This window comes from Actinomadura sp. 9N407 (genome assembly GCF_044326315.1).
Lineage (GTDB): Bacteria > Actinomycetota > Actinomycetes > Streptosporangiales > Streptosporangiaceae > Spirillospora.
The window spans coordinates 124367-150618 of sequence record NZ_JBIRAW010000026.1 but is presented as its reverse complement, the minus strand read 5'-3'; the positions used below and the strand labels follow the sequence as shown (position 1 = coordinate 150618).

General features: G+C 70.3%; 20 protein-coding genes. 5 read left to right on the top strand and 15 right to left on the bottom strand.

Translation table 11 applies throughout. From position 1 onward, the window contains the following. Positions 1 to 57 precede the first annotated feature (57 nt). The 14 genes from ACH34Q_RS33140 to ACH34Q_RS33075 all read right to left on the bottom strand — a co-directional run bounded on the left by ACH34Q_RS33140 (position 58) and on the right by ACH34Q_RS33075 (position 14310). Positions 58 to 2127 (bottom strand): flotillin family protein, encoded by a 2070-nt coding sequence (locus ACH34Q_RS33140; RefSeq protein WP_395987064.1) that lies wholly within the window; start codon positions 2125 to 2127, stop codon positions 58 to 60. A gap of 140 nt (positions 2128 to 2267) precedes the next feature. Next, positions 2268 to 2873, bottom strand: a complete 606-nt coding sequence (locus tag ACH34Q_RS33135; RefSeq protein ID WP_395987063.1) for a hypothetical protein — start codon at positions 2871 to 2873, stop codon at positions 2268 to 2270. A 452-nt stretch (positions 2874 to 3325) separates the two neighbouring features. Beyond that, positions 3326 to 4081, bottom strand: coding sequence for a GNAT family N-acetyltransferase (locus ACH34Q_RS33130; protein ID WP_395987062.1), 756 nt, complete (start codon positions 4079 to 4081; stop codon positions 3326 to 3328). A gap of 50 nt (positions 4082 to 4131) precedes the next feature. Continuing rightward, positions 4132 to 4839 (bottom strand): hypothetical protein, encoded by a 708-nt coding sequence (locus ACH34Q_RS33125; RefSeq protein ID WP_395987061.1) that lies wholly within the window; start codon positions 4837 to 4839, stop codon positions 4132 to 4134. Then, positions 4839 to 5231: a PadR family transcriptional regulator gene (locus tag ACH34Q_RS33120; protein ID WP_395987060.1), complete on the bottom strand. Its 393-nt coding sequence runs from the start codon at positions 5229 to 5231 to the stop codon at positions 4839 to 4841. Before ACH34Q_RS33120 ends, ACH34Q_RS33125 begins: the two co-directional genes overlap by 1 nt. Before the next feature lie 33 nt (positions 5232 to 5264). Further along, positions 5265 to 7442 carry a hypothetical protein gene (locus tag ACH34Q_RS33115; RefSeq protein ID WP_395987059.1) on the bottom strand — a complete coding sequence of 726 codons (2178 nt, stop codon included), beginning with the start codon at positions 7440 to 7442 and terminating at the stop codon, positions 5265 to 5267. Next, positions 7439 to 8125 (bottom strand): ABC transporter ATP-binding protein, encoded by a 687-nt coding sequence (locus tag ACH34Q_RS33110; RefSeq protein ID WP_395987071.1) that lies wholly within the window; start codon positions 8123 to 8125, stop codon positions 7439 to 7441. Before ACH34Q_RS33110 ends, ACH34Q_RS33115 begins: the two co-directional genes overlap by 4 nt. 89 nt (positions 8126 to 8214) lie before the next feature. Beyond that, a complete protein-coding gene (locus ACH34Q_RS33105) occupies positions 8215 to 8565 on the bottom strand; it encodes a hypothetical protein (protein ID WP_395987058.1) in 351 nt (116 codons plus the stop codon). 188 nt (positions 8566 to 8753) lie between these two features. Beyond that, entirely contained in the window at positions 8754 to 9548 is a 795-nt protein-coding gene (locus ACH34Q_RS33100; protein WP_395987070.1) for a class I SAM-dependent methyltransferase, read from the bottom strand. A gap of 189 nt (positions 9549 to 9737) precedes the next feature. Then, the gene (locus ACH34Q_RS33095) at positions 9738 to 10691 is read right to left on the bottom strand and encodes a biliverdin-producing heme oxygenase (protein WP_395987057.1); all 954 of its coding nucleotides are present in this window, start codon (positions 10689 to 10691) and stop codon (positions 9738 to 9740) included. Positions 10692 to 10892: 201 nt separating this feature from the next. Next, positions 10893 to 11534 (bottom strand): hypothetical protein, encoded by a 642-nt coding sequence (locus tag ACH34Q_RS33090; protein ID WP_395987056.1) that lies wholly within the window; start codon positions 11532 to 11534, stop codon positions 10893 to 10895. Further along, complete coding sequence (locus ACH34Q_RS33085) at positions 11524 to 12081, bottom strand: hypothetical protein (protein WP_395987055.1); 558 nt, start codon at positions 12079 to 12081, stop codon at positions 11524 to 11526. The genes ACH34Q_RS33090 and ACH34Q_RS33085 overlap by 11 nt, the downstream gene beginning before the upstream one ends. A gap of 65 nt (positions 12082 to 12146) precedes the next feature. Continuing rightward, positions 12147 to 13136 carry a pentapeptide repeat-containing protein gene (locus ACH34Q_RS33080; protein ID WP_395987054.1) on the bottom strand — a complete coding sequence of 330 codons (990 nt, stop codon included), beginning with the start codon at positions 13134 to 13136 and terminating at the stop codon, positions 12147 to 12149. 193 nt (positions 13137 to 13329) lie between these two features. Continuing rightward, on the bottom strand, positions 13330 to 14310 hold the full coding sequence (locus ACH34Q_RS33075) for an alpha/beta fold hydrolase (RefSeq protein WP_395987053.1): 981 nt from the start codon (positions 14308 to 14310) through the stop codon (positions 13330 to 13332). A gap of 561 nt (positions 14311 to 14871) precedes the next feature. Between ACH34Q_RS33075 and ACH34Q_RS33070 the strand changes: the two genes are divergently transcribed. The 5 genes from ACH34Q_RS33070 to ACH34Q_RS33050 all read left to right on the top strand — a co-directional run bounded on the left by ACH34Q_RS33070 (position 14872) and on the right by ACH34Q_RS33050 (position 25264). Next, on the top strand, positions 14872 to 20706 hold the full coding sequence (locus tag ACH34Q_RS33070; protein ID WP_395987052.1) for a hypothetical protein: 5835 nt from the start codon (positions 14872 to 14874) through the stop codon (positions 20704 to 20706). Beyond that, positions 20703 to 22796, top strand: coding sequence for an MBL fold metallo-hydrolase (locus tag ACH34Q_RS33065; protein ID WP_395987051.1), 2094 nt, complete (start codon positions 20703 to 20705; stop codon positions 22794 to 22796). Before ACH34Q_RS33070 ends, ACH34Q_RS33065 begins: the two co-directional genes overlap by 4 nt. A gap of 103 nt (positions 22797 to 22899) precedes the next feature. Next, on the top strand, positions 22900 to 23823 hold the full coding sequence (locus tag ACH34Q_RS33060) for an NAD(P)H-binding protein (RefSeq protein ID WP_395987050.1): 924 nt from the start codon (positions 22900 to 22902) through the stop codon (positions 23821 to 23823). Between the two features lie 24 nt (positions 23824 to 23847). After that, on the top strand, positions 23848 to 24324 hold the full coding sequence (locus tag ACH34Q_RS33055) for a nuclear transport factor 2 family protein (protein ID WP_395987049.1): 477 nt from the start codon (positions 23848 to 23850) through the stop codon (positions 24322 to 24324). A gap of 19 nt (positions 24325 to 24343) precedes the next feature. Then, a complete protein-coding gene (locus ACH34Q_RS33050) occupies positions 24344 to 25264 on the top strand; it encodes an alpha/beta hydrolase (RefSeq protein ID WP_395987048.1) in 921 nt (306 codons plus the stop codon). Here the strand turns inward: ACH34Q_RS33050 and ACH34Q_RS33045 are convergent. Further along, positions 25261 to 26166: a LysR family transcriptional regulator gene (locus ACH34Q_RS33045; protein WP_395987047.1), complete on the bottom strand. Its 906-nt coding sequence runs from the start codon at positions 26164 to 26166 to the stop codon at positions 25261 to 25263. The two genes, ACH34Q_RS33050 and ACH34Q_RS33045, sit on opposite strands and share 4 nt — an antisense overlap. Positions 26167 to 26252 lie beyond the last annotated feature (86 nt).

Sequence of the window (26252 nt, the reverse complement as noted above, 5' to 3'; positions counted from 1 at the left end):
TCCAGGGGCTGCGAACAGGCGAACACGCCACGAGTCGACCGGGGGTGGGGAAGCGGGTCAGTTGGAAACGGCGTGCGAGTTGGTCAGGTGCGGCTCGGCCAGGCTTGTCCCGGCCGGGCCTGTCTCGGCCAGGGGCAGCTGCGCGAGCGGGGAGTCCGCGACGCCCAGCCGCTGCGCGGTGTCCAGCAGCTCGCGCATCCGGCCGGTCTCCGGGCCGCCCTGCTTGATCAGGCGCAGCAGCAGCGCGGACAGCGTCAGGTCCCGTACGCCCGAGGCGTCCAGCGAGCCGAGCAGCTTGGTCACGTCGCCGGTGAAGCTCCGCGACCCGTCCAGCCACGGCCCGGCGAGGCCGCGCGCCGTCTCGGAGTTGTCCATGAACCCGTCGACGCCCTTGCCGAGCGAGATCGCCCCCATCAGCCGGTCGAAGAACACGCTCTCGCCGCCGACGATGCTGATGTCGGCCTGCTCCAGCCCGGTCGCGAGCACCGTGGCCTGCGCCTCGGCGATCTGCCGCTGGACGTCGAGGCCGGCCAGCCGGACGTCCTTCTCCGCCTCCAGCCGCAGCCGGTACTCCTCGTGCTGCCGGGTGGCGTCGTCCAGCGCGGCCATCGCCGCCGCCTTGTCGGTGAGCCCCTCGGCCTCGGCCTTCAGCTTCTCCCGTACGGCCACGGCCTCGGCCATGGCGAGCTCCTGCGCGGCCACGGCCTCCGCGTGCCCGGTCTTCTCGATCGCCTCCGCGTTCCGCTCGCGTACCTGCACCTCGGCGAGCCCGGCGGCGGCCGTCTCGGCCTGGATCCCCTCGGCGAGCCGTACCTTGGCGCGGGCGTCCATCTCGGCGGTCCGCTCCCTGGCCTCGGCCATCACCAGCTCCTCGCGGGACCGGTGCGCGGCGGCGGCCTCGGCCGCCTCGGCGGCCTTGATGTCCTTGACCAGGTTCTCCTGGGCCTCCGCCTCGGCGTGGATGATCACGGCCTGGCGGTTGCGCTCGGCCTCCTCGACCACCCGCAGCCGCTTGATGTTCTCCTCCTGCTCGGCGACCGTGCGCTCCACCGCGATCCGCTCGCGGACCACGTTGGCGATGTCCCGCTTCTCGGCCTCGACCTCCTTGTTCGCCGAGATCCTGGTCAGCTCGGTGGCGCGGTCGCGGGCGATGACCTCCAGCTGCCGGTCCTTCTCGATCCGCTCGGTCTCGATCGCGATGACCCGTTCCCGGTTCTTCTCCGCGACCGCGACCTCCCGGTTGCGGTTCTCGGTCTGCACGCCGAGCTGCTCGTCGGTCCGGATGTGCGCGGCCTGCGCGCGCAGCCGCTCCTCGGCCTGGACGCGCTGGATCTCGGCGTCCTCGCGGGCCCGTACGGTCTCGACCTCGCGGTTCTGCTTCAGCTCCGCGTCGGCCTGGCGGCGCTCCAGCTCCAGGATCGCCTCGCGCGCCTCCACGTTCTGCCGGGTGATCTCCTTCTCCTCGTTGCGCGCGTGCTCGTTGGTCCGGACATGCTCCAGCGCGGTCAGCTCGGTGATCTTCCGGATGCCCTGCGCGTCCAGGATGTTGGACTTGTCCAGCGAGTGCAGCGGCGTCTGCTCCAGGTGGTCGATCGCCGCGTCCTCCAGGCTGTAGCCGTTCAGGTCGGTACCGATCACCTCGATGATGTGGTCGCGGAACTCGTTCCGCCGGGTGTACAGATCGGCGAAGTCCAGGTGCTTGCCGACGGTCTTGAGCGCCTCGGAGAACTTGGCCGAGAACAGCTCCTGCAGCGTCTCCTGGCTGCTGGCGCGCGCCGTACCGATCGCGCCGGCCACCTTCTTGACGTCCTCGGCGGTCTTGTTGACCCGGACGAAGAACGTGATCCGGATGTCGGCCCGGATGTTGTCCTTGCAGATCAGCCCGTCCCGGCCGGACCGCTCGATCTCGATGGTCTTCACCGAGATGTCCATCTGCTCGGCCTTGTGCAGCACCGGCAGCACGATCGCGCCGGTGAACGTGACATCCACTTTCTTGATCTTGGAGATGATCAGGGCGCGGCCCTGCTCGACCTTGCGGAACAGCCGGGTGACCATCAGCAGCAACCCGACGGCGATGAGCAGGGCGAGGGCGATGACCACGCCCACGCCGATCGTGATGGCATCCATCGAAGAACCCTGTCTGTAGAGGGAGGGTGGAATGCGGGGTATCGGGGATCGGAGCTCTGGTTTCGGAGCTCCGTTTTCGGACCGCTGGCTTTTGCGGCTCTCGTTGTGCGGTTCTGGTTGTGCGGTTCTGGTCTGGAAGGTCAGCCGTCGTACGGCATGACCCAGAAGAATTCGCCCGCCTGGTCGTAGTCGAAGATCAGCGCGGAACTGCCGAGGACCAGACCGGCGGCCTTTCCCGCCACCGGCAGGTCCGAGCTCGGCACCCTGACCTGGACGAGGGCGGACGTCCCGTCGTCGGCGGTGACCTCGGCCTGCCCGAAGTCCGCCCCGACCCGGCCGGTACGGATGACGCACTCCCGCCCCACGAAGTCGCGCCGGGAGGCGGCCGGCGCCCCGTACCGGAAGATCCGGCGCAGCGGGCGTACCAGCAGCGCGGTGCTCGTCCAGCCCACCGCCAGAGCGGCGACGAGCACCAGCGCCCCCGGTACGCCCACGGCGGCCCCGGCCAGGCTGACGAACCACGAGACGGCGACCAGCAGCGAGAACGCCACCGTCACCGGCACGCCGCCGAGCCCGACCGCGGCCAGGGAACCACCGATGCCGGCCCCTGTGTCGGCATCGGCGTCCAGGGCGTCCAGCCCCAGCCCGCCCATCGCCACCAGTCCCCAGTACCCGGCGACGACCAGCAGCGAGAAACTGAATAGCGCAGTCGGGAAACCCAGTGCGACGTCAATGAATTCGACCATGCGAAACACGCTTCCGTGAAAGATGACAGGCGTCATCGGACCACCGCATGAATGCGGCGATCACTAAAGGAAAGGAAGGTGATCGAACGTCGCTGCGTTACTGAGACGCGGCGCGACGCCCGCGGGTTTCAGCGATCTCGAAAGGCCGCGGCGAGGACGAAGGCGCGCGGGCCGATGCGCATGGACGCCTGCGCAGAGCGATGGAGAGTGCCGGAACGGCTCATCAGTGGCCTCCTGGAGGGCAGACGTCACCTGTCTCGCCGACCAGTCTTCCCGGCACACCAGTCGTTACTTTAGCATACTATCTCCATTTTGGAAAGGCATGCCGTCCATTCCGCTATACCGAACCGAGCTTGTAGAGCGCCTATCAGCGCTTTCATCCTCGAAAAGCGGGGCCGCGCACGCTGCGCGACGCGGCCGTTCCACAAGATGGGCACGCCCCGCCGGGCCCCTCAATGCGCGGCCGGCGCCACGCGGTAGTGGTAGCCGTGGTGCTCGCTGAACCCGGCCCGGCGATAGAGCGCCCGGGCGGCGTCGTTGTCGTCCTCGACCTGCAGGTAGAGGGCCCGTACGCCCCGTTCCACCGCCTGCGCGGCCAGCACGGCCGTGATGGCGGTACCGAGGCCCCGGCGCCGGAAGCGCGGATCGACCTCGACCGCCGTGATGCCCGCCCACTGGCCGGATCCCGCCAGCCTGCCGATGGCGGCGGTCCCGCCCTCCACCTCGATGCGCACGAACGCCTGCCACGGCGCCGACACGAGCAGCCGCCGCGCGATCGCGGGCAGGTCCCGCCCGTACAGGGAGAGCCACTCCACGTCGGGCTCGGCGCCGAGCCGCACGCTCGCGGCTCCTTCCAGCGCGGCCGATCCGGCGATCCGCTCCGGCGAAGCCGTCATCACCGTGGCCGCACCCGACCGGATCGTCCAGCCACGCGCGCCGAGGAAACGGTCGACATCACTGCTGTCCGGCCGCCCGGTCGCGTACGGCACCGCGATCATCGCCGGCAGCCCGCGCGCCGCGTACCAGTCGCGAACCGCGCCCACCGTCTCGTCCAGGGGCGACCCGGCATCACCGACGGCCAGCGCGCTGTTGGCCCGCCCGGTGAAACCTTCCGCCGCACGCAGCAGCCACTCCCCGAGCCGCGCCTCATCCGGAGCACGCCACCCCAGCGCCGCCGCCATCTCAAGATCGTGAACCGCATCGTCCATGACCGGAAAGCCTGGCAGGCCCCTCGACCAGAACGGCGGCCGCCCTGGTGTCATGCGCCGGAGTCGGCGGCCTGGCGGTAGCGGGAGACGACGGCCATCCGGTTGAGCGCGACCGCGGCCGCCGTCATGGCGGCGGCGATGAGTACCGATCCCACGAGGGTGGCCACGTCGAACTCCTTGCCGAGCCAGACCGAGTAGCCCTGGATCGCCACGGCGCCCAGGACACCGGTCGGAGGCAGGGTCACGGCGGCGGCCCGTACGGTGGCCCGGCGGGCGGCGTCGGCCTGGAAGCGCAGCGCCGCGGAGACCGCGGCCAGGCTGCCCGCCCAGGCCACCGCGGCCGCCAGGGCGTACAGGGCGATCACCAGCCAGGCGGGCAGGTCCAGCTGCGTCTGCTGGGCGTACGGCCCTTCGGAGCTGTAGGCCCAGACCTCCGGCGCGCCCATCGTGCGGGCCCACAGGTCGCTGGAGAGGCCGAAGAGGATGAACAGCCCCATCACGCCACCGGGGACCGCGCCCAGGATCGCGGCCACCGCCACCCGGCCCGCGCGGCGCCTGAGCGGTACGGCTCCGCGGGCCGAGGCCCATGCCCGCGCGAAGCCCGCCACGTCACCGCCGACGAACGAGCGCGGGTCGCGGCCGTCGAAGACCGCGGCCTCCAGGTCGGTCCTCAGCTCGGCGGCCATGTCCTCGATGGCCTCGGCGGAGACACCGATGCGGATCCAGGTCCAGCGGCACTGCTTGAGCACCTTGTCCATCAGGCCCGCCCGCTCTCCACCTCGCGCTCGCTGTCGGCGCTCGGCCGCTCGACCCGGGCCAGGACGGCACCGACCTGGCCGGTCAGCCGTTCCCATTCGGACGTCCACTCGCCCAGCGCGCGGCGGCCCTCGGCGGTGATGCGGTAGTACTTGCGGGCCGGCCCGCCGCCCTTGGCCTCGACCAGGTACGTCTCGACCAGCGCGTCCCGTTGCAGCCGGCCGAGCGCCGGATAGATCGAGCCCTCGGCGACGGCGTCCAGTCCGCTGACGGTCAGGCGCTGCGTCATCTCGTACCCGTAGGCGGGCTCGTCGGCGATGACGGCAAGGAGGCAGAGTTCGAGCAGCCCGCGCAACCATTGGCTGCGCCGCCGCCCGCTCTCCTCTTGTGCCATGCACCACAGGCTATCGTGCGTGCCACGGGATGCTCAGTCCGCCACCGGCCGCCACCGCCGCGCCGCCCGCATCGCGCTCGCTCCGCCGGCCAGCCCCACCGCCACGGCCAGGACCCATGCCGCGGTCGTACCGAACGCCAGGACGGACCAGGAGAAGCTCCCCTCCCGGGTGAGGGACAGGAAGAAGAACCCGTGCCAGACCGTCACGCCCGCGGCCACCAGGATCGTCACGGTCAGCGGGACGGTCAGCGTCCAGAGCCCGATCGACAGCAGCAGCCGCCGCCGGTCGGAGAGCACCGCCAGCGGCGCCAGCGACGGGCAGAACCGCAGGAACTCCGCGGCCGCGCTGAGCACGGCGGCGACCATGACGATCAGGACACCGATCCCGCCGAACAGCCCCAGCCAGTCGCCGAGCCGCGCGTGCCCGGCCGCTCCGGTGAGCCACTCCTCCCCGGGACGCTTGACCTCGGGGGCCGGGAACGCGGCGTACGCCGCCCGCTTGACCTGCGATGACCGTCCTTCGAGCGGCCGGGCGGCCACGACCACCAACTGGTGTGGCACGCCACCGGACCGCGCTGCGACGCGCAGTTCCCTTCCTGGAGCCCCGAGCCAGGCGATGAGCTCCTGCGCGCGGGCGTCCCCGTCGGCCGGCGTCACCGGACTCGCGGTGGACGGGCACGGGAGGCGCAGTCCGCGCAGCGTCTCGCAGGAACCCGTCAGCACGGGGGCCTGCTCGTCCTGTACGTGGAGTGCCAGCACCTGGAATCCGGGCGGCAGCCGGCGCTGGAAGTCCACGACCCGCTCGGAGGTCATCCCACTGGAGGCGGTGAGGGTGACCGTGTCGCCGATCCGGCGCTGGGTGGCGACCGCGTCGCGCATCCCCGCGCCCAGCCAGCTCACCCCCACCTGGACCTGGACGATCAGGCCGAGCCCCACGACGGTCGTCACGGCCAGCCGCGCCACCACCCCGGGGTGGGCGGAGGTCAACCGGCCCGCCACCAGGGGCGCGGGCCGTCCCGTCCGCAGGCCCGCCTCGGCGACGCGCGATCCGAGCCGCCTGCTCAACGCGGCGGCGACCGACGGCAGCGTCGCCCAGAGGCCGGCCGTTCCGGCGATGTAGAGGTACAGGCCCGCCGTACCGGAGACGTAGCCGCCGGCGACGACGGCCGCCGCCATGCCCGCGCACAGGAGGAGCCGCCAGCGCGGCACCGTCTCGGTGAACACGCGAGGCCGCGTCGCGTTCCGCGGACGGCCCGTACGGTTGACGGCCACGACCAGCGCGGTCACCAGGGCGACCACTCCCGCGGCGATCAGCGGCAGGGCCCATGCCCAGCGCCGGAGGTCATCGGAGCCCAGCAGGTAGCCCACCACCGGCAGGCGCACATCGACCGCCGTGGCGAGCCCGTACGGCAGGACGCCCAGAGCGGCGCCCACCACCACCGGCAGGGCCGCCTCACCGGTATTGATCAGCGCGGAGTGGCCTCGGCCCGCTCCCAGCGCGCTCAGCAGCGCCCCGCGCCTGTCCCGTGTCGCCGAACCGCAGCGCGCCGCCACGACGGCCAGCGCGAGCGCGGGCAGAACCGCCAGGAACCCCAGCGTCAGCAGCAGCCGGTGCATCGGCTGGACGTTCGCCGACTCCCCCTGCGTCATCGAGCCGCCGCCGAACCCGGCGATCCCGTACCACTTGTCGGATCGCAGGTCCGTGACCGAGGGCCGTACGTAAACGAACCGTTCGCCCGGAGACGCCAGGCCGGACGGCCCTATCGATCCGGCGAACCTTCCGTACCGGACGGCGATGCCCTCGTGCGCACCGGCTCGTACGAGTTCGGGAGACAGGAACGCCTCCCCTTTGGCGGGCCACCTGGCGAGCCCTGGAGGCGGGGGTGCACCGAGCTTCAACGGCTCGACGAACACGACCTGGTGCGACACGTCGCCGATCGCGTCGTACCGGCCCTGCCAGAGAGCCACCGCCTCGTTCGGACTCTCGACGAACTGCGGACCCCGCTTCTCGTCCCGCGCGGCCCGTTCGCTGTAGACGGCCATGACGGCGAGCGCCATCGTCGCGGTCAACGCAACGATCGCGGTGGCGGTCACCAGGGCGACGGCACGCAGGCGGTCTCCCTTGGCACCGCGCCCGGCCGCCCAGCCGATCCGCAACAGCTGCGTCCAGATCCGCCGGCCCCGCAGGGGCGCGCCCGCGCTGGCCCTCACGGTGCGACCGCCCCCGATTCGACGAGGCGGCCGCCTTCCAGCCGCAACCGCCGATCGGCGCGCTCGGCGATCGCCTGGTCATGGGTCACCACGACGAGCGCGCAGGCCCGCGTCAGGGGCAGCGAGAACAGCAGATCGGCGACCATCGCGCCGGCCTCCCGGTCGAGCGCGCCGGTGGGCTCGTCCGCCAGCAGCAGCGCCGGCCCACCGATCAGTGCCCGGGCCACCGCCGTCCGCTGGCGCTCGCCCCCCGACAGCAGCGCCGTACGCGTCGCGTCCACCGGCACGCGCATGGACTCCAGCAAGCCCGCCGCTTCCCTGTACGCCGCTCGGTGGGGCTCACCGGCGAGCAGGGCCGGCAGCGCCACGTTCTCGACCGGGGACAGTTCGGGCAGCAGTTCACCGAACTGGAAGACCACCCCGATATTCCTGCGCCGATGCGCGGCCAGCCGCCGGAACGAAAGGCGTCCGAGATCCTCACCGGCCACCTGGACCGTGCCCGAATCCGGAGGGACCAGCCCCAGCGCGCACATCAGCAGGGTCGTTTTCCCGCTTCCGCTCGGCCCCGTCACCGCCACCGATTCCCCGGCGGCCACGTTCAGGTGGACCGCATCGAGCAAAACCCGTCCGCCTGCCGCGCAGCGAAGACCTTCCAGCCGCAGAACGGTGGTTCCCTTTTCCATCACCAGAGCCCCTTCGATGACGATTCCACCCGTGCGGCGCCGCGGACCGGCCGACCGGCCGGTGAACGCCCGGCCCGCGGCGTCTCACGCTAGTTCGCGCTCCAGTTCCCGCACTTGTCGGGACCCGGGCGTACCTGCACGCAGGCCCTGATCTTGATGACCTTGGAACCCTTTCCACTCTGCGCGGTGCGTCCCGGACCCGACTTGTTCCACAGCGTCCGCTGCTTGCCGGGGGAGCTCTTCCGGTAGTACTTCGCCGCGACCGCCCTGCCGTCGTCGCCCCAGTCCTTGGCGTAGGCGATCCGGTGACTGGTCTTGCCGGTGGTGTACGCCGAGGCCTTGTGCTTGACCTCGGAATACGCCGCGATCGCGTTGGCGGCCGGCAGCGCGGCACTCACCGCGAACACGCCCCCGACGACCCATGAAACGGACCGTTTCATGGTTCCCCTTTCGTTGCTGGCTGATGCGGACGCCATTGCCCGGGATTCGGGCGTCCGCTCCTGACACCAACAAGTAAAGGCATCGCCATTCGGGTCGATCAAGTGCGTGATCGTGGCCCCATCAACCCCTCTGGGCGCCGTTGTCACACTTTGGCCGTATCCTTGACCGTATGCGGTCAAGGCGTGAGTCAACTTCTTTTACTAGCTCGGTCATCGAGCGCCACGCACCTGACTCTTATCTTCGACTGCTGATGCGGAAGGGCTTCCCAGTCGTCCATGAACTCGCCTTTGAGCCCATACTCGTCCGCCAGGGCGAGCAGCGTTTCCGTTCTGTAGTAGAAATCCTCGCGCAGAACGTGATGCTCTTTTCCCTCGGTACGGTCGAAGGTGAAGTCGAAGAATCCGCCCGGCGCCATGACCCGGCCGATGTTCTCGAAGCACTCACGGATCACCGGAAGCGGCGAGTGGGAGAAGACGCTGTGCGCGTGCACGACGTCGAAGAGGCCCGCCGGCAGGAACTCCAGCCCCAGGTCACGCACCAGGGTGAGATGGGGCAGTCTGTCCTGCAGCCCGTACCGGCCGAGAGTGTCGTGCGCGGCGAGCAGGATGTCGGGGGAGATGTCGACCCCGTAGTAATTCCCCGGCTCCAGGTAATCGATGAAGAGCCGGCCCGCGCGCAGGTTCCCGCACCCGATCTCCAGCAGGCGATCCGTCGGCCGGAGCCCGTGCCCTGCGAGGTAGTCGAACTGCATCTTCCCGAGCGCCAGCCAGTGCCGGTGGCTTCTGCCCCCGACGGCCCTCTCGGCGCTCCGCGAGGCGTCATCCTTCATCACGGCCCGGTAGTAGCCGACATGGTCCCGCGTGCTCATCCGCAACCATGCGTCCCGGGCCAGCCGCCGCATATAGGGCTGCACCTTTTCCGGATTCCGGACCGCATACCCCGCCTTGTACGCAAGGCTCGCCCGATTCCTGGCATCCCCCATCCCGCCACCCTCCGCCCGCGAGCGCCCAGCACTCGTCCGTGGATCGATATCTTGTGCTGCAAGATATCCATCCACACTCATGCAATGCAAGGTATCCAGGCAGCAGGAGGTGCTGGGCGTCGCCGGGAAGGTACCGAAGCGGCCGGCGTCGAAGGTGACGGTCTGCTGTCGTGCCCTTCGATCAGCCGGTCACGTGCGGCTCCCAGGTCGGCCGGTCACGTGCGGGTCGAGGAGTTCCCCGCTGAGGTCCTCGGCCAGGTCCGCGTTCAACTGGTACGCGGCGCGGACCTCGTCGATGAAGCGGGCTCGCTCGTCCTCGTTCCACGGCGCGGCATCGAGCAGTTCGCGGTAGCGGTCCTTCAGCTGCTTCGGCTTGGCCTCGAAGCGGTAGAACCGTACGCCGTCGGCGCCGGTGAGCCCGTACGTGCGCGCCACCCGCCGGCCGATGGCCTGGCCACCGGACAGGTCGCCGAGGTAGCGGGTGTAGTGATGCGCCACGAACCCGGCCGGCCAGTCGAAGCAGACCTCGCGGAGCCGCGCGCAGTACCGGCGGGTCGCGTCGTTGGGACGGATGCGCGAGGCCCAGTCCGGGCCGTAGTAGAACGCCAGATCGGCCTGAAGGGCGGCACGGCGGCGCAGGCCGGGAAGGTCGAAACGGCCCGCGACCTCGTCGTCGCGCATGTGGTCGGTCGCCTCTTCAAGGACGTCATAGACGAAATACAACTGCTCCACCAGGGCGGCGTACTGGTCACGGCTCAGCCGCCCGTCGAGCAGGGCGGTCATGTACGCCGACTGCTCGGTGTCGCCGTGCTCGGGACGGGTCGCCGTACGGAGGCGGGTCGAGAACGGCTCACTCTGCTCGTGCAGCCGCTTGGCCTCGCCGTGCATGCGCACCACCTCGGCCCGCACTTGCGAGCGTTCGGTCAGGCGCTCGCTCCAGGGAATGCGCACCGGCTCCGGGCTGTCGTCCACCTGGGCTGAGAAGTCCACGCCGTCGGCATCCATCCCGGTCATCACCACGGACGTCGCCTCGGGAAGTCCGCCGAGCATCTGGACGATCAGGAGCGAGTCGTCGGCGTGGTCATCGTTCATGTGCCGGGCGATGGCGCCGACCACATCCTCGGTGAACGGTCCCTGTGTCATGTGGTCTCCCTGTGGTGGGCAGCGGGGCGGCGGGCGCTCAGGCGGGACGAGCGGCCGCGCCGTACGGGGATGGGGCAGGACCTCGATGTCGTGCCGGCGGACCTGCGGCAGAGGACCTCCATGGCTGTGCCGTACATGTTGAGCGCCAGGATACGGTCGGCGCTGCGTACCGTGACGATCAGGCCGCCCTGCATCCGCACATCACCAGAAGAAATAGAACACGCACCGCACCGAGTCCAGGTCGCCGCCCGCCATCCGCGCCATCGCCAGGACGACGAGAAAGAAGTCGGCGTAGATGAGATCGCCCACAGGGACGTCGATCTCGATATGGGTCTCCGAGTCCACGGCCTCGCCCCACCGCAGGTGAGCGCCGGGAGAGTCCCAGCTGTCGTACCGCCCCGTCGCGTCGGCCTCGCGCTGGATATGGCCCGCCCTGCCCCCGTCCCGGAACCGGCCGTCGTCACGGTCGGCCACCCTCGGCGTCCAGCGGACGGTCTGGTTCCAGTCGTACGCGAGGAGCTCACGGACCGTCAGGTACGAACCGGCGCCCAGGCACGAGCAGTACGGCCCGGACGGATCCTGGACGAACTCCTCCCAAGGCGGCGGATCATCATGCGGGCAGTAGAACGTCCAGAAGGCATGCCGGAAACCCGGGCTCGCGTCGCTCGGGACGCCCTTCCAAGGATCCGGGACGATCCCCGGGACCTCGGACGACTCCGTCAGCGGGACACTGCGCAGGATCTCGGACAGATCGGAGTTCCGGTCGATCTCCTCAGGCTCACCGACCAGGGCCCATCCGTCCGGCCCGCGCCTCTCGATGGCCAGGATGACGTCAGTGCCCACCCGCGCCACCGTCCCCGGGCGCCCAGACGACGCACCGTACCGACGACAGATCACCGGCCGCCCGCTGAGCCATCCGCAACATCGTCCTCAGGAAGCCGATCCCGGCCGGACGCCACGCGGGCTCGCCGTCGACCGGCCGTTCCCAGTCATAGGCCAGCAGTTCGGCAAGGCCGAGATGCGACGCCCGGACACCGGACTGGAGAGCATGCACGCGGACGTCCTCGCTGAGATCGTCCGGCAATCCGCGCATCGGCGCCACCGCCGGAGGCGGCCCGGCGAGCCGGTGGAACAGCGCCGGGCCGGGCTCGGCCAGCCACGGCACGCGGCGGGGCCGGGGCGTCCAGTCCGGCTCGGCCCGGTCGACGAGATTCGGGCAGAACAGAGCGTCATAGCCGTTGTCCTCGTCGTCCCAATCCTCCGGCCAGTGCGTCGCCTGCTCGAACTCGGCGTTCACCCGCCCGCCGCAGTGCCGGCAGTACGCCACCGGGTACCGGGGCCATACGAGATCGTCCGACAGCACCCACCCGTCCCCGGTGAACTGCTCCACGAAAAAACCGAACCCACCGGCACCGACCACGACACCTCCGAATCAAGGGCATCCCGCATCACGGATCAAAACCGTGTCGTCGTATCCGTCTTCGTTGTCCGCCGGATCTGATCAGGTGTCATGCCCTTGATTCCGCGAAGGTCCGCTCCACGCAGATCCGCATCGTCTATCTCCGCGCCGGCCAGGTCCGCCCCACGCAGGTCCGCCTTTCGCATTCCCGCCCGCCTGAGAAACGCCTGGGAAAGTGTGGCACCACGCAGGTTCGCGCCTCCCAGGACGGCACCGTCCAGGCCCGCGCCCGTCAGGTTCGAGCCGTGCAGGTCAGCGTTGGACAGAACGACTCCCGAGACCCCGTACCAGGACCCGAAGAGCGACGGCATGTTGAGATTGTGCGCGTCCAAGCCGTACAGCTGCACGAACTTGCCGCGATAAGGGCGTGGCTCGGACGAACCGATCCGCCCCAGGACCCAGAAGGCTGCGGTCACGTCTGCGGATGGATTCGGTAGCGAGCCTTCACTGCGCGGACGCGCACCTTCACGGATGTGCTCGCGGACATAGGCCGACAACACCTGCGAAATGGCGACGAAGTCGCGGTCGGAATCCTCGGCCAGCCGATGCAGGGCGTAGATGGCTCCGATACGGGCGTCCCGCGACTCCCGATTGCCGAGTTGCTCCACCGCCTTGGTGTACCGATCGGTGATCTGGGTCTGCTGAGCCGTCTCCAGCGTCCGCGCGGTATAGACCAGCCCGCCTGCCGTGAACATCACACCGAGCAGCACACCCATGTTGCTGAACGCCTGCAGCCGAGCCTGCGCCCGCTGAAGCCGCAACTCTTCTCGATCCTTGATCGGCAAGGCCGCGACCTCGGCCGCTGTCGCACGCCGTACAACGCCATGGGCCCAAGCCCTCCGCAGCAGGAACGGAACGGCCACCGTCGTCACGGCCGTCCCAACGCCGACCGCGACCCCGCCCCATAAATGGGCGCCCTGTTCCCGCCCGATCCCATAGCCCACCACACCCGCAGCCAGCGGCCCGATGACCATGCCGAAGCGCATGAGCCGCCGCCGATCCGACCAGATCCACCCAACCCGCACCGACCTATTGACCCACACTTCGCGGCGAAACGGGATACGTTCAGTTATTCGACGTCCCGCCTACCAAGCAAGGTCACACGGGTCGCGATGGAATCCCCCATCACCACGACGTTCGGCCTCCCGGGCACGAACCTCAGCAACGCCTGACCGCGGCTTACAAGCCGCCGAGGAAGGTCAGCATGGCGGCGTTGACCTCGTCGGCCGCCTCCATCTGCACGAAGTGCCCTGCCCCCTCGACCACCTGAACGGTCCGCAGGCCGGGCACGAGCTCCTTCATCGCCTCCAGCGAACCGGCGCCCATGATCTCGTGTACGGGATCGCGATCGCCCACCATGAACAGCGTCGGCACGGTGACGGGCTCTTCCGGACGGTCCTGTTTCTCCCGCCAGACGTGGTCGTTGGCGCGATACCAGTTGAGGCCGCCGGTGAAGCCCGTCCGCCGGAACTCCTCCACGTAGTAGCCGAACTCCGCCTCCGACATCCACGACCACGGCAATGGCGGCGCCGTGGGCAGTACGTCGAGGTATCCGTTCCCCTCACTGGGGTGCGCCCACGTGTCGAGATAGCGATAGCCGCCGCTGAGGGCCCAGAACACGTTCGCCAGGAACCGTTCCGGCTCCCCGCCAAGCTCCTTGTCGGCCGGGCCGACCTGCTGGAAGTAATGCATATGCGTGAAGTGCCGAGAGGCCAGCCGCGCGTACGACTCGCTCGGCAGACGGCTCGACATGGGAACGCGCGGCACGCTCAGCTGGATCAGGGCCTTCACCCGTCCAGGCGCCCACTGCGGCAGATCCCACACCAGCGAGGCGCCGAAGTCATGCCCGACGAAAACGGCCTCGTCGATCCCCAGCGCGTCAAGGAGCCCGACCATGTCGGCGACCGTGCGCCGCCGGCCATAGTCCTCCGGATCGGCGGGACGATCGCTGCGCCCGTACCCCCGCATATCCAGCGCGATGGCCCGGTACCCGGCCGCCGCCAGCGCGGGCAACTGGTGGCGCCAGCTGTACCAGAGCCCCGGAAACCCGTGGCACATCACCACGGGGAGTCCCGGGCCCTGCTCGGCCACGTGCAGGCTGACCCCGCCCACATCGACCATGTGGTGGCGGACGCTTTCCCCGATGGGCTCCGTACGCATGCCGACCTCTACTTCTCTGAGACAGCCTCCGGGCACAACGATTTTCACCACCCGCGCCAGGACGGATGCCCGCCCTTCCCATTGACCGGGACATCGCTTGACGGCCGATCCTGGAACGGTCCCACCCACGCCATCCACTCTCGAAGCAGAGACGTGTACTCAATCAACCGAAAATTCGACTAACACTCCTATATGTCGACACGCTTGTGTATGGTGGCGATCACACTAGGGTCAGCCTCGCCGGGGCGGCCCGCGGCGGAGGTGGCGGCGATGCACCGACACGGTGATTGTGGTCTAGCAGAAGAGGGGCCGTTCCCGCTGGGACTCCTCACCGAGCCGGGCAATGATGGCGGGCTGGCGGACCTCGCGGACACCCTTCTGGCCACGGTCGGCACCGACGACATGCGAGAGCTTCTCCAGGGCTGCCCACCGCGAGCCCTCCGGACGCTGCTCGGCCAGGTAGGTCTGCGTGACGCCAGGAGAGTGTCCCCGCGCACGTCGGAAGCGGTGCTGCGTACGCTCCGAACGGGCGAGCCTCGCCGTCGCGGCGTGCTTCAGGACATGATCAGCGGAGATGTCGTCCGGGCGTTCGGAAACCTGGACGACCTGACCGCGGACGATTGCCACGCCCTGCTGGATCCGGCCCGGGCGGTCGAGGCCCTGGACAAGGCGCCTGTTCTGCGTGCATGCCTGGCCGTGGACCGCCCCAGCTCGATCACATCCTGGTGCCTGGCTCGCGTCATCGAGTTGAACCGGCCACTCGCCCCCGTAGCCCTCGGATTGCTGGCGAGCGAGGCGACGAACCTGGGCGGCGGCGTGGAAGTGGTCGCCTCCGCCTGGACGGCTCTACGCGAGCGAAATCCCGGCCTTCCGGAACGGCCCGTCAGCGCTCTCGATCTGCGCGAACCGGCGCAGCGGAACTCCAGCGACCAGGAAGCCGGAACGAGTATGCCTTCCCAGCCGCCAGGCCACGTCCTCCCGGCCACCTCCGGCGAAGAGCGGAGCGGCTTGGCGGAGGTCACCGTCGCCCTCAACGAACTGCGGAACGATCTTCTCGCAGCGGCGGACGCCGCCGAGCGGGTCGCGGTCGGCCTCCGCGCGGGCCACCGCCCAGAGGACCGCGATGTCGATCGGATCAGCAACGCGGTCATGGGCTTCGACGCGATCCGGGAACACGTGGCGGCACTGGTACCCGGTACCGCACCGGCCGGTGACCTCATGGCCCTGTCGGTCCTTCTGGAGGACGCCCGTTCAGCGGAGACGCGCGCCTCCCGGGTCCGGGCGCTCGCGGGCATTCAGGGACCGGACAGCGTGGCGGACGCGCTGGAGGAGGTACGCCGGATGGCGCGATCCGGCAGCGGCGAGGGCCTGGAGGTCCTCGCCGAACTGATCGAGCTGAGGGACCGGCCGGAAAAGCTCACGCGGGCGCCCGAACTGGCGGACAAGGCACGGCGTCGACTGCCCGAGGGCTGCGGCGCGCTGGTCGATTTCGCCTTGATGGGAGGGTTGACGATCGCTCCACCTCCGGCCGAGCTCGCTCCGGTCATGGCACCGGCCAAGGATGTCGCGTCGCCGCATGCCCCCCAGGCCGATCAGCCGGACGGTGCACTTGATGAAGTCGGTGCATTTGATGAAGAGGGTGCACCCGATGAGGAGGGTGCACTTGATGACGCGGTCGAGGCTGTGGATCTCGGTCGTCCGGCCGTCCCAGGGGACGGGGAGACGGCCGACGAGGATCTGGTGGAGCTCGACGCGCTGATCATCGAGGACTTCCCCCAGGAGCGCGATGTCCCTTCTGCCGAGACCGTAACGCGTGGCCTCGCGCTCGAAGAGGCACCCGCTGACGACTCCACTGCGGAACGGGAGGACGGCGGGGAACCGGCTTCCGGCGCCGCTTCCCCCGGCTCGCCCGATCCGCGGCTCGCCGAGGCTGAGGCCGCCGCGTTGCGTTCCGGCAGATTCGGCCTGGCCGGCCGGCTGCGTACCGCCGCCGGCCGGCCGGCGGCGGAAGAGGCCGCACGCCGGTGCGCGGCGATCGCGGCGGAGATGGCGATCTTCGCGGGCCCGCTCTCCGCGGAGTTCACGGCGGCCGCACGCGAGGTGAGCTGCAGTGCTCTCGCCGATGACCCCGCCGGAGGCGTCCTGGCATGGGGCGCCGCGATTCGGGCCGGCCTGGTGCATCCGACCCCCGAGTCCACCCGGCTCCTAGAGGAGCTCACGGTCCTCGTCTCCGCTTTCCCGCCCCTGTTTGACTGCGGGGAGGCGTTCGCCCGCGCGGCACGCAGCGGGGCGTACCTGGGATCCGGCGTCACCGGGCGGGCACGCGGCACGGCCGAGTCGACCATGGTCCGGGCACAGGCGGTGCGCGAGGCGTCCCGGCTGCTGGAGGAGGAGCCGCACCGAAAGATCAAATACCAGCTCGCCACCGAGGTGTGGAAGGCCATGGTCCAGCCGGACGGCCGGGTCGGACGGCTACTGGTGATCGCCGCTCAGGACGATCCGGCGCTCGCCGACCGGGCCGCCGCCGAGATCTCCCGGTTGCGCACGAACGGTGAGATCGACCGGATGATCGATGAGACGGTCCGCCGGATCACGGCGCGCCGCCGGACGAAAAAGATCATCGCGGGCGCTCGCAACCAACTGCTCAGCAAGGCCAAGACCGCCATCGACACGGTGGGGGAATGGGTCCGGGCGGTGAAGGAGGCGCAGACCCAGGAGTCCGTGGGCTCGCAGGACTGGAGGCTCGGGCCGCTGGGGCAGCTCCAGGAGGCCGCGGGTGAGCTCAGGCCCCAGATCGTCGCCGCTCTGGACGAGCTGGCGACCACCCCCGACGACGTGCTGGCCGCCGCCGCCGAGGTGACGTGCGGCCTGATCGTACGAACGCTCGACCTGCTCGACGGCGCCCCCGTCCCGACGACCGAGCCCACCGCCGCACATGTGATCAACCAGGATCTCCTGCTCGCCTCCGGCCTCACGCTGTCCCCGATCTCGTTCGAGCCGCTCGAATCACCGGCCGCCGAACAGCTCGTTCCCGTCGCCTTCGCCGATGACCGGGCCTGGCGGACCGCGTTCGAGCAGCGGGCCGAGCGCGGTGACCACGAAGGCACCCTCGGCGTCGTCACCGTTCTGGAACACCGGGATCCGGAGACCGCGGCCGAGCTGCGCGAACGGCGCGATGGGCTCATCTCGGTCGCCCGCACGACCAGGGACGCGCGGATCGACGAGCTCCGCGACCTGGTGGCCGGCTGGGCCCGGGACGGGGTACTGACCGAGCACGAGGTCCGGCGGGCGGACGAGGCCCTGGCCCCGCTGACCGGCGACCGGCGCGACTTCGACCGCATCGGCCGTTCCCTGGACGAACTGCGCGTCCGGCTGGCGGAGTGGCGCGATGCCGGCATCGAGCGCGAGCGCGCGCACCTAGACGACCGCGCCCGGGACGACTCGCAGGTCGAGGCCTTCCGAAACCGCATCGCCGAACGCATCGATGAGGGTGACTTGACCACCGCCCGTGAGTTCCTGGCCCAGATCAAGGCGGGCAGGCAGCTGCACAAGGTCCCCGAGGGCATCGACCATCTGCAGCGTTTCCACCCCGCCTTTCCCAGCACGTTCGCGGACGGCGCGGTACGAGCCGGGAACCGCGCACGCCGGCAGGAGACCAGCGAGTTCCTGCCCCTGATGAAGGACGCGCTGCTCGCGAACAAGGACGTCGATGACGACAGCCTGGCCGCGATGCTGCACGGCGCCGGCATCAGCATTCCCGCGCTCCGCAACGCGCGCCGGGACGAGGCCAGGGAGGGGCTGCGCCACTGGATCACGTGCGGGCGCGGCCCCAAGAGCGCGGGCAACCTGCGGTCCACGGTGGCGGCCATCCTGCGGATGATCGGGCTTGAGGGCGTCCAGCGCGACGCTCCCAGCGAGCCGCATCGCATCTGGATCGACCTCGAGCAGGTCCACATGGTGGGCGAGGCGCTACTGCCGGCCTTCGGATCCCGGATGAGCCCGTCCGGTGACCGGCTGCGGCTGCTGCTGGTATGGCGCCGCCCCGGTCCCCAGCAGCTCATCGAGCTGCTCAAGGGGCAGCCCGAGGACCAGACCGTTCTGGTGTGGTACTTCGGCGTGCTGTCCCCGGATGAGCGGCAGCAGCTCGCGGCCGCCACCCGCCGCCGGCCCGCGCCGGTGGCCGGCGTGCTCGACGATGCCGCGATCGGCTACCTGTCCTGCATGCCCGAGGCCGACTGGGCCACCGCGGTCGCGCTGATGGCACCGTTCACCGCCACCAACCCCCACGCACCGGTCGGAGACGTTCCCGACGAGATGTTCTACGGCCGCGCCGACCAGCTCCGGGAGGTCACCGACCGGACGGGCTCCTCCTTCGTCTACGGGGGACGCCAGCTCGGCAAGTCGGCGCTGCTCCGCAAGGCCGAGCGACACATCCAGGCGACCGCCCGGGACCGGACGGTCATCCTCGAGAACATCCAGACCGTCGGCAAGGTCGCCCCGCTCGAGTCGCTGTGGTCCAAGCTCGCCGACAAGCTCGTCCAGGCAGGCGTGATCCTGGCCGGACCGGTTCGGTGCGACCAGGTGCGCGACGCCGTCCGGGAGTGGGTCGGCGGGGACCCTCAGCGCCAGCTCCTGATCCTCCTCGACGAGGCCGACCACTTCCTCAACGAGGACGCCAAGGGCGCGAAGTTCGAGAACGTCATCGCGCTGCGCGATCTGATGAACGAGACCGACCGCCGGGTGAAGGTCGTCTTCGCCGGTCTCCACCAGACCGCCCGGTTCCAGAGCCTGACCAACCAGCCGCTCGCTCATCTGGGCAAGCCCATCGCGGTGGGACCGCTGGAGCCCCAGGACGCGTTCAATCTGCTGGTGCGCCCCTTGGCCACTCTCGGTTTCCGGTTCCCGGACGCTTTGGCCGCCCGTGTCATCGCGGAGGCGAACAACGCCCCCGCTCTCGTCCAGCTCTTCGCCGAGGAGCTGCTGGCGAAGCTGCGCCGGGACTCGCGTGCCGTCCGTCACTTCCCCTCCGACATCACCCCCGATGACGTCGCGGAGGTCTGGCGGGACAAGACCCTCGCCCGCGGATTCCGGGACCGCTTCGAGTGGACGCTCAACCTGGACAAGCGCTACAAGGTGATCGCCTACACCGTCGCGCTGCACGCGCTCGCGAACGGGGGGGACGAGGCGGACGCGACCCTCAGCGTCGGCGAGCTTTCGGAGCAGTGCCGATACTGGTGGGAGTCGGGATTCGAGGACTGCACCAGCGACGGCTTCCGCAGCCTGCTCGACGAGTGCGTCAACCTCGGCGTCCTCGGGCTGGACTCCGACCGTTACCGGCTGCGCACCCCGCACATCCTCAACCTGCTCGGCGGCACCGCCGAAGTCGAGGACGTCCTGCAGAACGCCGGGGAGTTCGAGAAACCCGACAGTTTCGACGCCCACTCCTACCGCGGGGTCTTCCTGCGCGGCCCCGAGCGCTCACCGCTGAGCAGCCGTCAACTCACGGCCCTGCTGCGACCGCACGACCTGGTGCACGTGGTCCCGGGGTCGCGGGCCCTGCACGCCGACCGGGTAGCCGCTGCCTTGAAAGCTGAGGAGACCGCGCACCCGGGGGTGAAGGTCCACACCGTCGGCGTCGGCCAGGGCCAGTACCCCCTCGACGGCGCGGTCAGCCGGGGAAACCGCCATGACGGGCACACCGTGATCGTCGCGAACATGCCCGTCGGCAAGACCGCGCAGCAGTTCGCCACGCGGCTCAAGGAGGCCCACGACTCGGTCGCCGCGCCCCGCCGCGGCACGCTCGCCCTCGTCCTGGTGACCGGTCCCCACCTCGCCTCTTCCTGGCGGGACCTGCTGGCCCGAGATGGCGTCGACCTGGTGGAATTGCGTCGCTTCGACCGGCTCGCGATCCGCCAGTGGATGTGGGAGGACGCGCACGGGTTCCCGGACGAGGCGGGCCAGGAGGCCCTGCTGGCCTGCACGGGCGGCTGGCCGACACTGATCGGCCAGGTGGTCAACCGGCTCGCCGTCGAGGGGGGCGACCGCGACCGGGCGCTCGCGTACTGCCGGGACCGGCTCCGCACGGACCCCTCCCGGCTCATCTCCGACACCGGGGTGCGGGAGGATCCGTGCCTGGCCGCGGCGTGGCGGGTGCTGGTCGCCGACATCGCCCCGGACGCCCCGGAGAGCCCTGACGATCTGGCCGACCTGCTCGAACTGCACGGCGAGGAGGCGACTCCGGATCTAGGAACGGCGACCCTGGAGGCGCACGGCTACTCGGGAACCGCCGATCTGGTGGAGGCCCTGCGGCTGCTGGGCGCGTTGGAGTCACGGGAAGGACAGCTCGGCTGCGAGCCCGTCCTGGCCGAGGCCACCCGGAACGCGGACGCGCCTTGAGGCTCCGGGACGACCGGGCCGCCACCGTCCCCATTCTGGAAGCGGTGGCGCAGGTGGTGCGGTCCCGGCCGGCCGCCGCGCGCCTGCCGGATGATCCGAACTGGATGCTCGAGGAAGGGCGCGCCTGGCTGCTGGACGTCCTGCGCCGGTTCCCCGCCGTACGGGCCCGAGCTGCCGGAGCCTTGGCCACTGCCCGCCCCGACGGCCGTACCCGCGCTCTCGCTGCCCTGCTGCTGTCTCCCGACGACGATGTGGTCAAGGCCACGATCGATGTGCTGGACCTCGCGTCCGCGCCGCCTCAGGACGGCACGGCAAAGGACGGTGCTGCACAGGACCGAGCTGCTCAGCGTGCGGCGCGCAACAACGCCGACCTCAAGAAGCGGCTCAGTGCCGAGCGGCAGCGGCGCGAATACGCCCAGGATGACGCTCGGAGAACGGACCGGCTGCTGGCCGAGACACGCGACGCCAAAGCGGATTTGGAAGAGCGCGCCGACAAGCTCACCCAGCAGCTCGCGATCACGCAGCGCCGCCTCGAGGATCCGCAGATGGTCGCCGCCGCCCTGCTGCGGATACTTGAGCAGCCGCCCTTCCAGCCGAAGGACGACTCGGCCGCCAGGGACCCCCACAATGTCCCCGCCCCGCCCCGCAAGTACAACGAGACCCTCCTGGCGGCCGCGACCGCCGCCGCGCTCACTCCGGAGAAGCTGCTGGACGCGGTACGAGCCGTTGTCGACCCGGCCCCACCACCTTCTCCGGTCCATGTCATCCGAGAGCTCGACTTGCGGGTCACCCCACTGGGGGGCGACACCGAGATCGGGGGATCGTGCCTGCTGATCGAGGCTGGCGGCACCCGGCTGCTGGTCGACGCAGGACTGCGTCCGGGCGACCAGGCGCGGCCGCCCCGCGACATCGAGGAACTTGCCAGCGGGGACCTGCACGGCATCGTGGCCACCCATGCCCACAACGACCATTGCGGGTACGTGCCCGCATTGGTCTCCCTGTTTCCCGGCCTTCGCGTCCTGGCGACCTCCGAGACCGTACGGCTCATGCCGGTCATGTGGAACGACAGCGCCAAGCTCATGCGCGGCCGGACCCGCCGGCTCAGCCAGTGGGGCACGGACGGGACCGCGCTGTACGGCACCACCGAGGTCGACGCCGCGGCCGCCCGGTGCGAGGAGGTCCCGTACGGGGTGGCCCGCCGCGTCGGCGACCTGACGGTCGAACTGTTTCCGGCGGGCCACATCCTGGGTGCCGCAGGAGCGGTGATCCGCGCGGGGGACCGCCGCGTCGTCGTCACCGGCGACATCTCCGGGTTCCGCCAGGAGAGCGTCGACGGCTACGCCGTGCCCGAATCGGCCCGGAACGCCGATCTGCTGATCCTGGAGTCCACCTGCTGCGGCGACGAGCACGATGACAGGGACCTGCGGGTCGGCGACTTCGTCCGCGGAGTACAGGAGATCCACCAAGGCGGCGGCAGGGTGCTCATTCCCGCCTTCGCCCTTGGCCGGGCCCAGGAGATCGCCCTGCTCATGCGCCGGCATCTGCCGGAGGTGCCGGTACGGATCGACGGAATGGCGGTCGATCTCAGCACGGCCTTCGAGATGGCGACCGTGGGCTCGGCACGGCCCCTGAGGATCTTCGGCGGGACCGTCACCGCCGCGGACCGCCCCGCCGACCTCGACACGTTCCGGAACGGGGTCGTCATCACGACCTCCGGGATGCTGACCGGAGGTCCGGCCGTGCAATGGGCCGCCCGGATCCTGCCTGAACCGGGAAGCGCGCTGTTCCTCTCCGGCTACCAGGACGAGGAGTCGCCCGGGGCACGGCTGCGGAGCCTGTCGGAAGAGGGCGGGGACTTCGTGCTGCCGGATCACGCCCGCGAGGTCACCGTTCCGGTGCGTGCACGCGTGGCCACCATGCGCTTGTCCGCGCACGCCGACCGCCGCGGCCTGCTGAAGATCGCCGATGAGGTCACCGCTCACCAAATCATGCTCGTGCACGGCAATCGGTACCGCCAGAGGCAGTTCCGAGAGGTCCTGCGCGTCCGCCACCACCCCACCACCGAAACAGCGGCGTGGCGCTCCGCCTGAGTCCACGCCCCCGGACGTCGCAGGCCGAGCGAAGCCCCCGGGTTTCCGCATGCGGGGCTTGAGTCGGGCCACGCTGCGCTGATCGTCGCGCCGACAGGCACAGATGGCGTGCATAGCCGATGGCTATCACAGCGTGTATTGGACGTGCCGCGCACGGCGCTCGGATGATGGCGGTCGTGAGAAGGGGTGCTCAACGATGCATTTGGTAACCGGTGCGACCGGCAATGTCGGATCTGAAGTGGTCAAGGCTCTGGCTTCGGCGGGAGAGGGCGTTCGGGCGCTCGTTCGCAGGCCTGACGCCGTCACGCTGCCCGAGGGTGTCGAGGCGGTCGGCGGTGATCTCGACCGGCCGCAAAGCCTCAAGGACGCGCTGACCGGCGTGCGCGCCGTGTTCCTGCTGCCCGGCTACAAGGACATGCCGGGGTTGCTGGACGAGATTCGTTCGGCCGGAGTGAAGAAAGTCGTTCTGCTGTCCGGCGCGTCGGCCGGGAGTAGTGACCTGGACAACGCGGTGACCCGCTATATGGCCGCCTCGGAGGCGGCGGTACGGGAATCCGGCCTGGCTTGGACGTTCCTGCGGCCGAGCGCGTTCATGTCGAACGCGCTGCGCTGGCTGCCGCAGATCCAGGCGGGCGACGAGGTACGGGTCCCGTTCCCGACGGTCCGTACCGCGAGCCTCGACCCGTTCGACCTCGGTGCCGTCGCGGCCCGCGCACTGATCGGCGATGACCACGAGGGCGAGATCCTCCAGCCGACCGGACCCGAAGCGCTGCTGCCCGCCGAGCAGGTCGCCGTGCTGGCCCGGGCGATCGGACGGGAGCTGCGCGCCGTCGAGCTGACGAACGAGCAGGCCCGCACCGAGATGACCGCCGCCATGCCGGTCGAGTACCTGGACGCGTTCTTCTCGTTCTACGTGAAGGGGACGCTCGACGAGTCCATCGTCCGCCCGACCGTTCTCGAGGTCACCGGCCGGAAACCCCGCACCTTCGCGGAGTGGGCCGGCGCGCACGCCGACGACTTCCGGTGACCCCCGACTCCGAGTAAGGCCCTCATGAATCAGAGATCGCGGCGACTTCTCGCCGCGGCCTCCGCCGCCGCATGCGCGTTCGCGGTGGCGGCGGGCTGCGGAACGGACGCCGGCAGTACGCCCAACACGCACAAGACGTCCAACACAGGCAAGCCGTCCGCGTCGGCCCCGGCGGCCGCGCCACTCCTGCCGCCGGTGGCCGCCTATGTCAGCGCCGTCAAGAACAAGGATCTCGACGCGCTGGCCGGGGCATTCGCCGAGAACGCCCAGCTCACCGACGTCGGCCGCCGCTTCGACGGCCGTGCCGCCATCCGTGCCTGGGCCCAGGCCGAGGTCATCGGCGGAACCCTGACGGTCACCGAGGTCGCCGAGAACCGGCCCGGCCACCAGCGTCTCCTGGTGCGCTTCGCCCCTGGCGGTACGGGCGGATTCGCGGCCTACTACGCCTTCACCGTCTCCGGCTCGGCCATCGCCAGGGCCGACCTCACGTACGCCGACTGAACGATCACTGAGGAGAATCATGACGTCGAAGCAGAAGGTGACCTTCGCCGCCGGCGAGGTCACGCTGACCGGCAACCTCTTCCTCCCGGACGGTGCCGGGCCCGCGCCCGGGATCGTGGTCGCGGGGACCTGGACGAGCGTGAAGGAGCTGATGGCCGATCGGTACGCCGAGCGGCTGGCCGGCCTTGGTTTCGCGGCGCTGTCGTTCGACTTCACCGGCTACGGCGAGTCCGAGGGGGAGCCGCGCGACTTCGAGTCGCCGGAGCGGAAGGTCCGCGACATCCACGACGCCGTGACGTTCCTGGCGGCGCATGAGGCGGTCGACTCGGGCCGGATCGGCGCCCTCGGGGTGTGCGCGGCGGCGATGTACATGAGCGCGAACGCCGTTGACGACCCGCGCGTCAGGTCGCTGTCGCTGATCGCGCCGTGGCTGCACGACCCCGAGATCTGCCGGGGTGCCTACGGCGGCGCGGAAGGTGTCGCCGAACGCATCGAGGCGGCCGGGGAGGCCCGGGCGAAGTACGAGGCGAGCGGCGACGTCGAGTACGTGCCCGTGGTCAGCGGCACCGATCCCCGCGCGGCCATGCCAATGGAGATCGACTTCTATCTCGACGCCGATCGCGGCGGCATCCCGCAGTGGCCCAACCGGTTCGCCGTGATGGCCTGGCCGGGCTGGCTGACCTTCGACTCGATCTCGCTCGCCCCCCGCCTCACGCAGCCGGTCCTGCTGGTCCACAGCGAGGACGCGGCCATCCCGGACGGGGCCCGCCGCTTCCACGACGGGCTCGCCGGGCCGAAGGAGTTCGTCTGGACGACCGGGAGCCAGTTCGACTTCTACGACCAGGAGCCCAACGTGACGGTGGCCGCCGAGGCCGCGGCCGCGCACTTCACCCGGACGCTGGCGGGGGCCGGGGTGCCTGGCGGAACGGTCCAGGTCTAGGCGTCGGACAGTGCCGCGCTGGTGATCTCGCTGAGGGTCTGGACGAACGCGCGGACGCGTGCGGTGACCCTGTCGGTCGGCCAGAGCAGCCCGTACACGACGGGCGGGGCGTCGCTGAACGGGATGAAGGCGAGGTCCGGGCGGCTGTAGTAGGCGGCGGCGCGGACGCACGTGGGCGAGATGCCCTTGCCCGTGGCGACCAGGGAGAGCACTTCCTGCCAGTAGGTCGCGGCCGGGCCGTGCGGTACGGGGCGTCCCGCGGGCGTCCGGCTCGGGTAGTGCTGGTCCAGCCAGTACTGCGGGATCGCCCCGGCGATGGTCACCAGCGGGAAGTCGGCGAGGTCTTCGAGGGAGACCGCCTCGCGCCCGGCGAGGGGATGGTCGGCGGGGACCATGAGGGCGCGGGGTTCGTGCGCGATGACGGGGCCGGTGGTGATGTCGGGCTCGTCGAAGGTGAACTCGGTGAGCTGGACATCGAGGTCACCGGCGCGCAGGGGGCCGAGGGGGTCGTGCAGCTGCACTTCCTGGATGTGGACGTCGCAGCCGGGGTGGCGGGAGTGGAAGGCGTCCGCCGCCTTGATCATCAGGTTGCCGTTCCACGGGGCGGAGTAGCCGACGCGGAGCGTGCCGTGGATGCCGGCGGCGGTGTTGACGGCCCGGGCCAGCCCGGCCTCCATCAGGCGGTTGGCCTGCCGCAGGTCCTCGTGGAGCCGCTCCCCGATCGCGGTGAGGACCACCTTGCGGCTGGTCCGTTCGAACAGCGGTGCCCCGACCCGGCGTTCCATCTTCTTGATCGTCTGGCTGATCCTGCCGGTGCTCACGCGCAGCCGCTCGGCGGTGCGCCCGAAGTGCAGCTCCTCGGCCAGCGTCAGGAACGCCTCAAGCTCGTACCGTTCGAGCACCCGGGCCCCGATCGTTGAATGTCGCTAAATGCCGGTTCCATTATGTGCTCTTGTTGCGGCTGGTGTCGCTTGGAGACCCTGGTCGT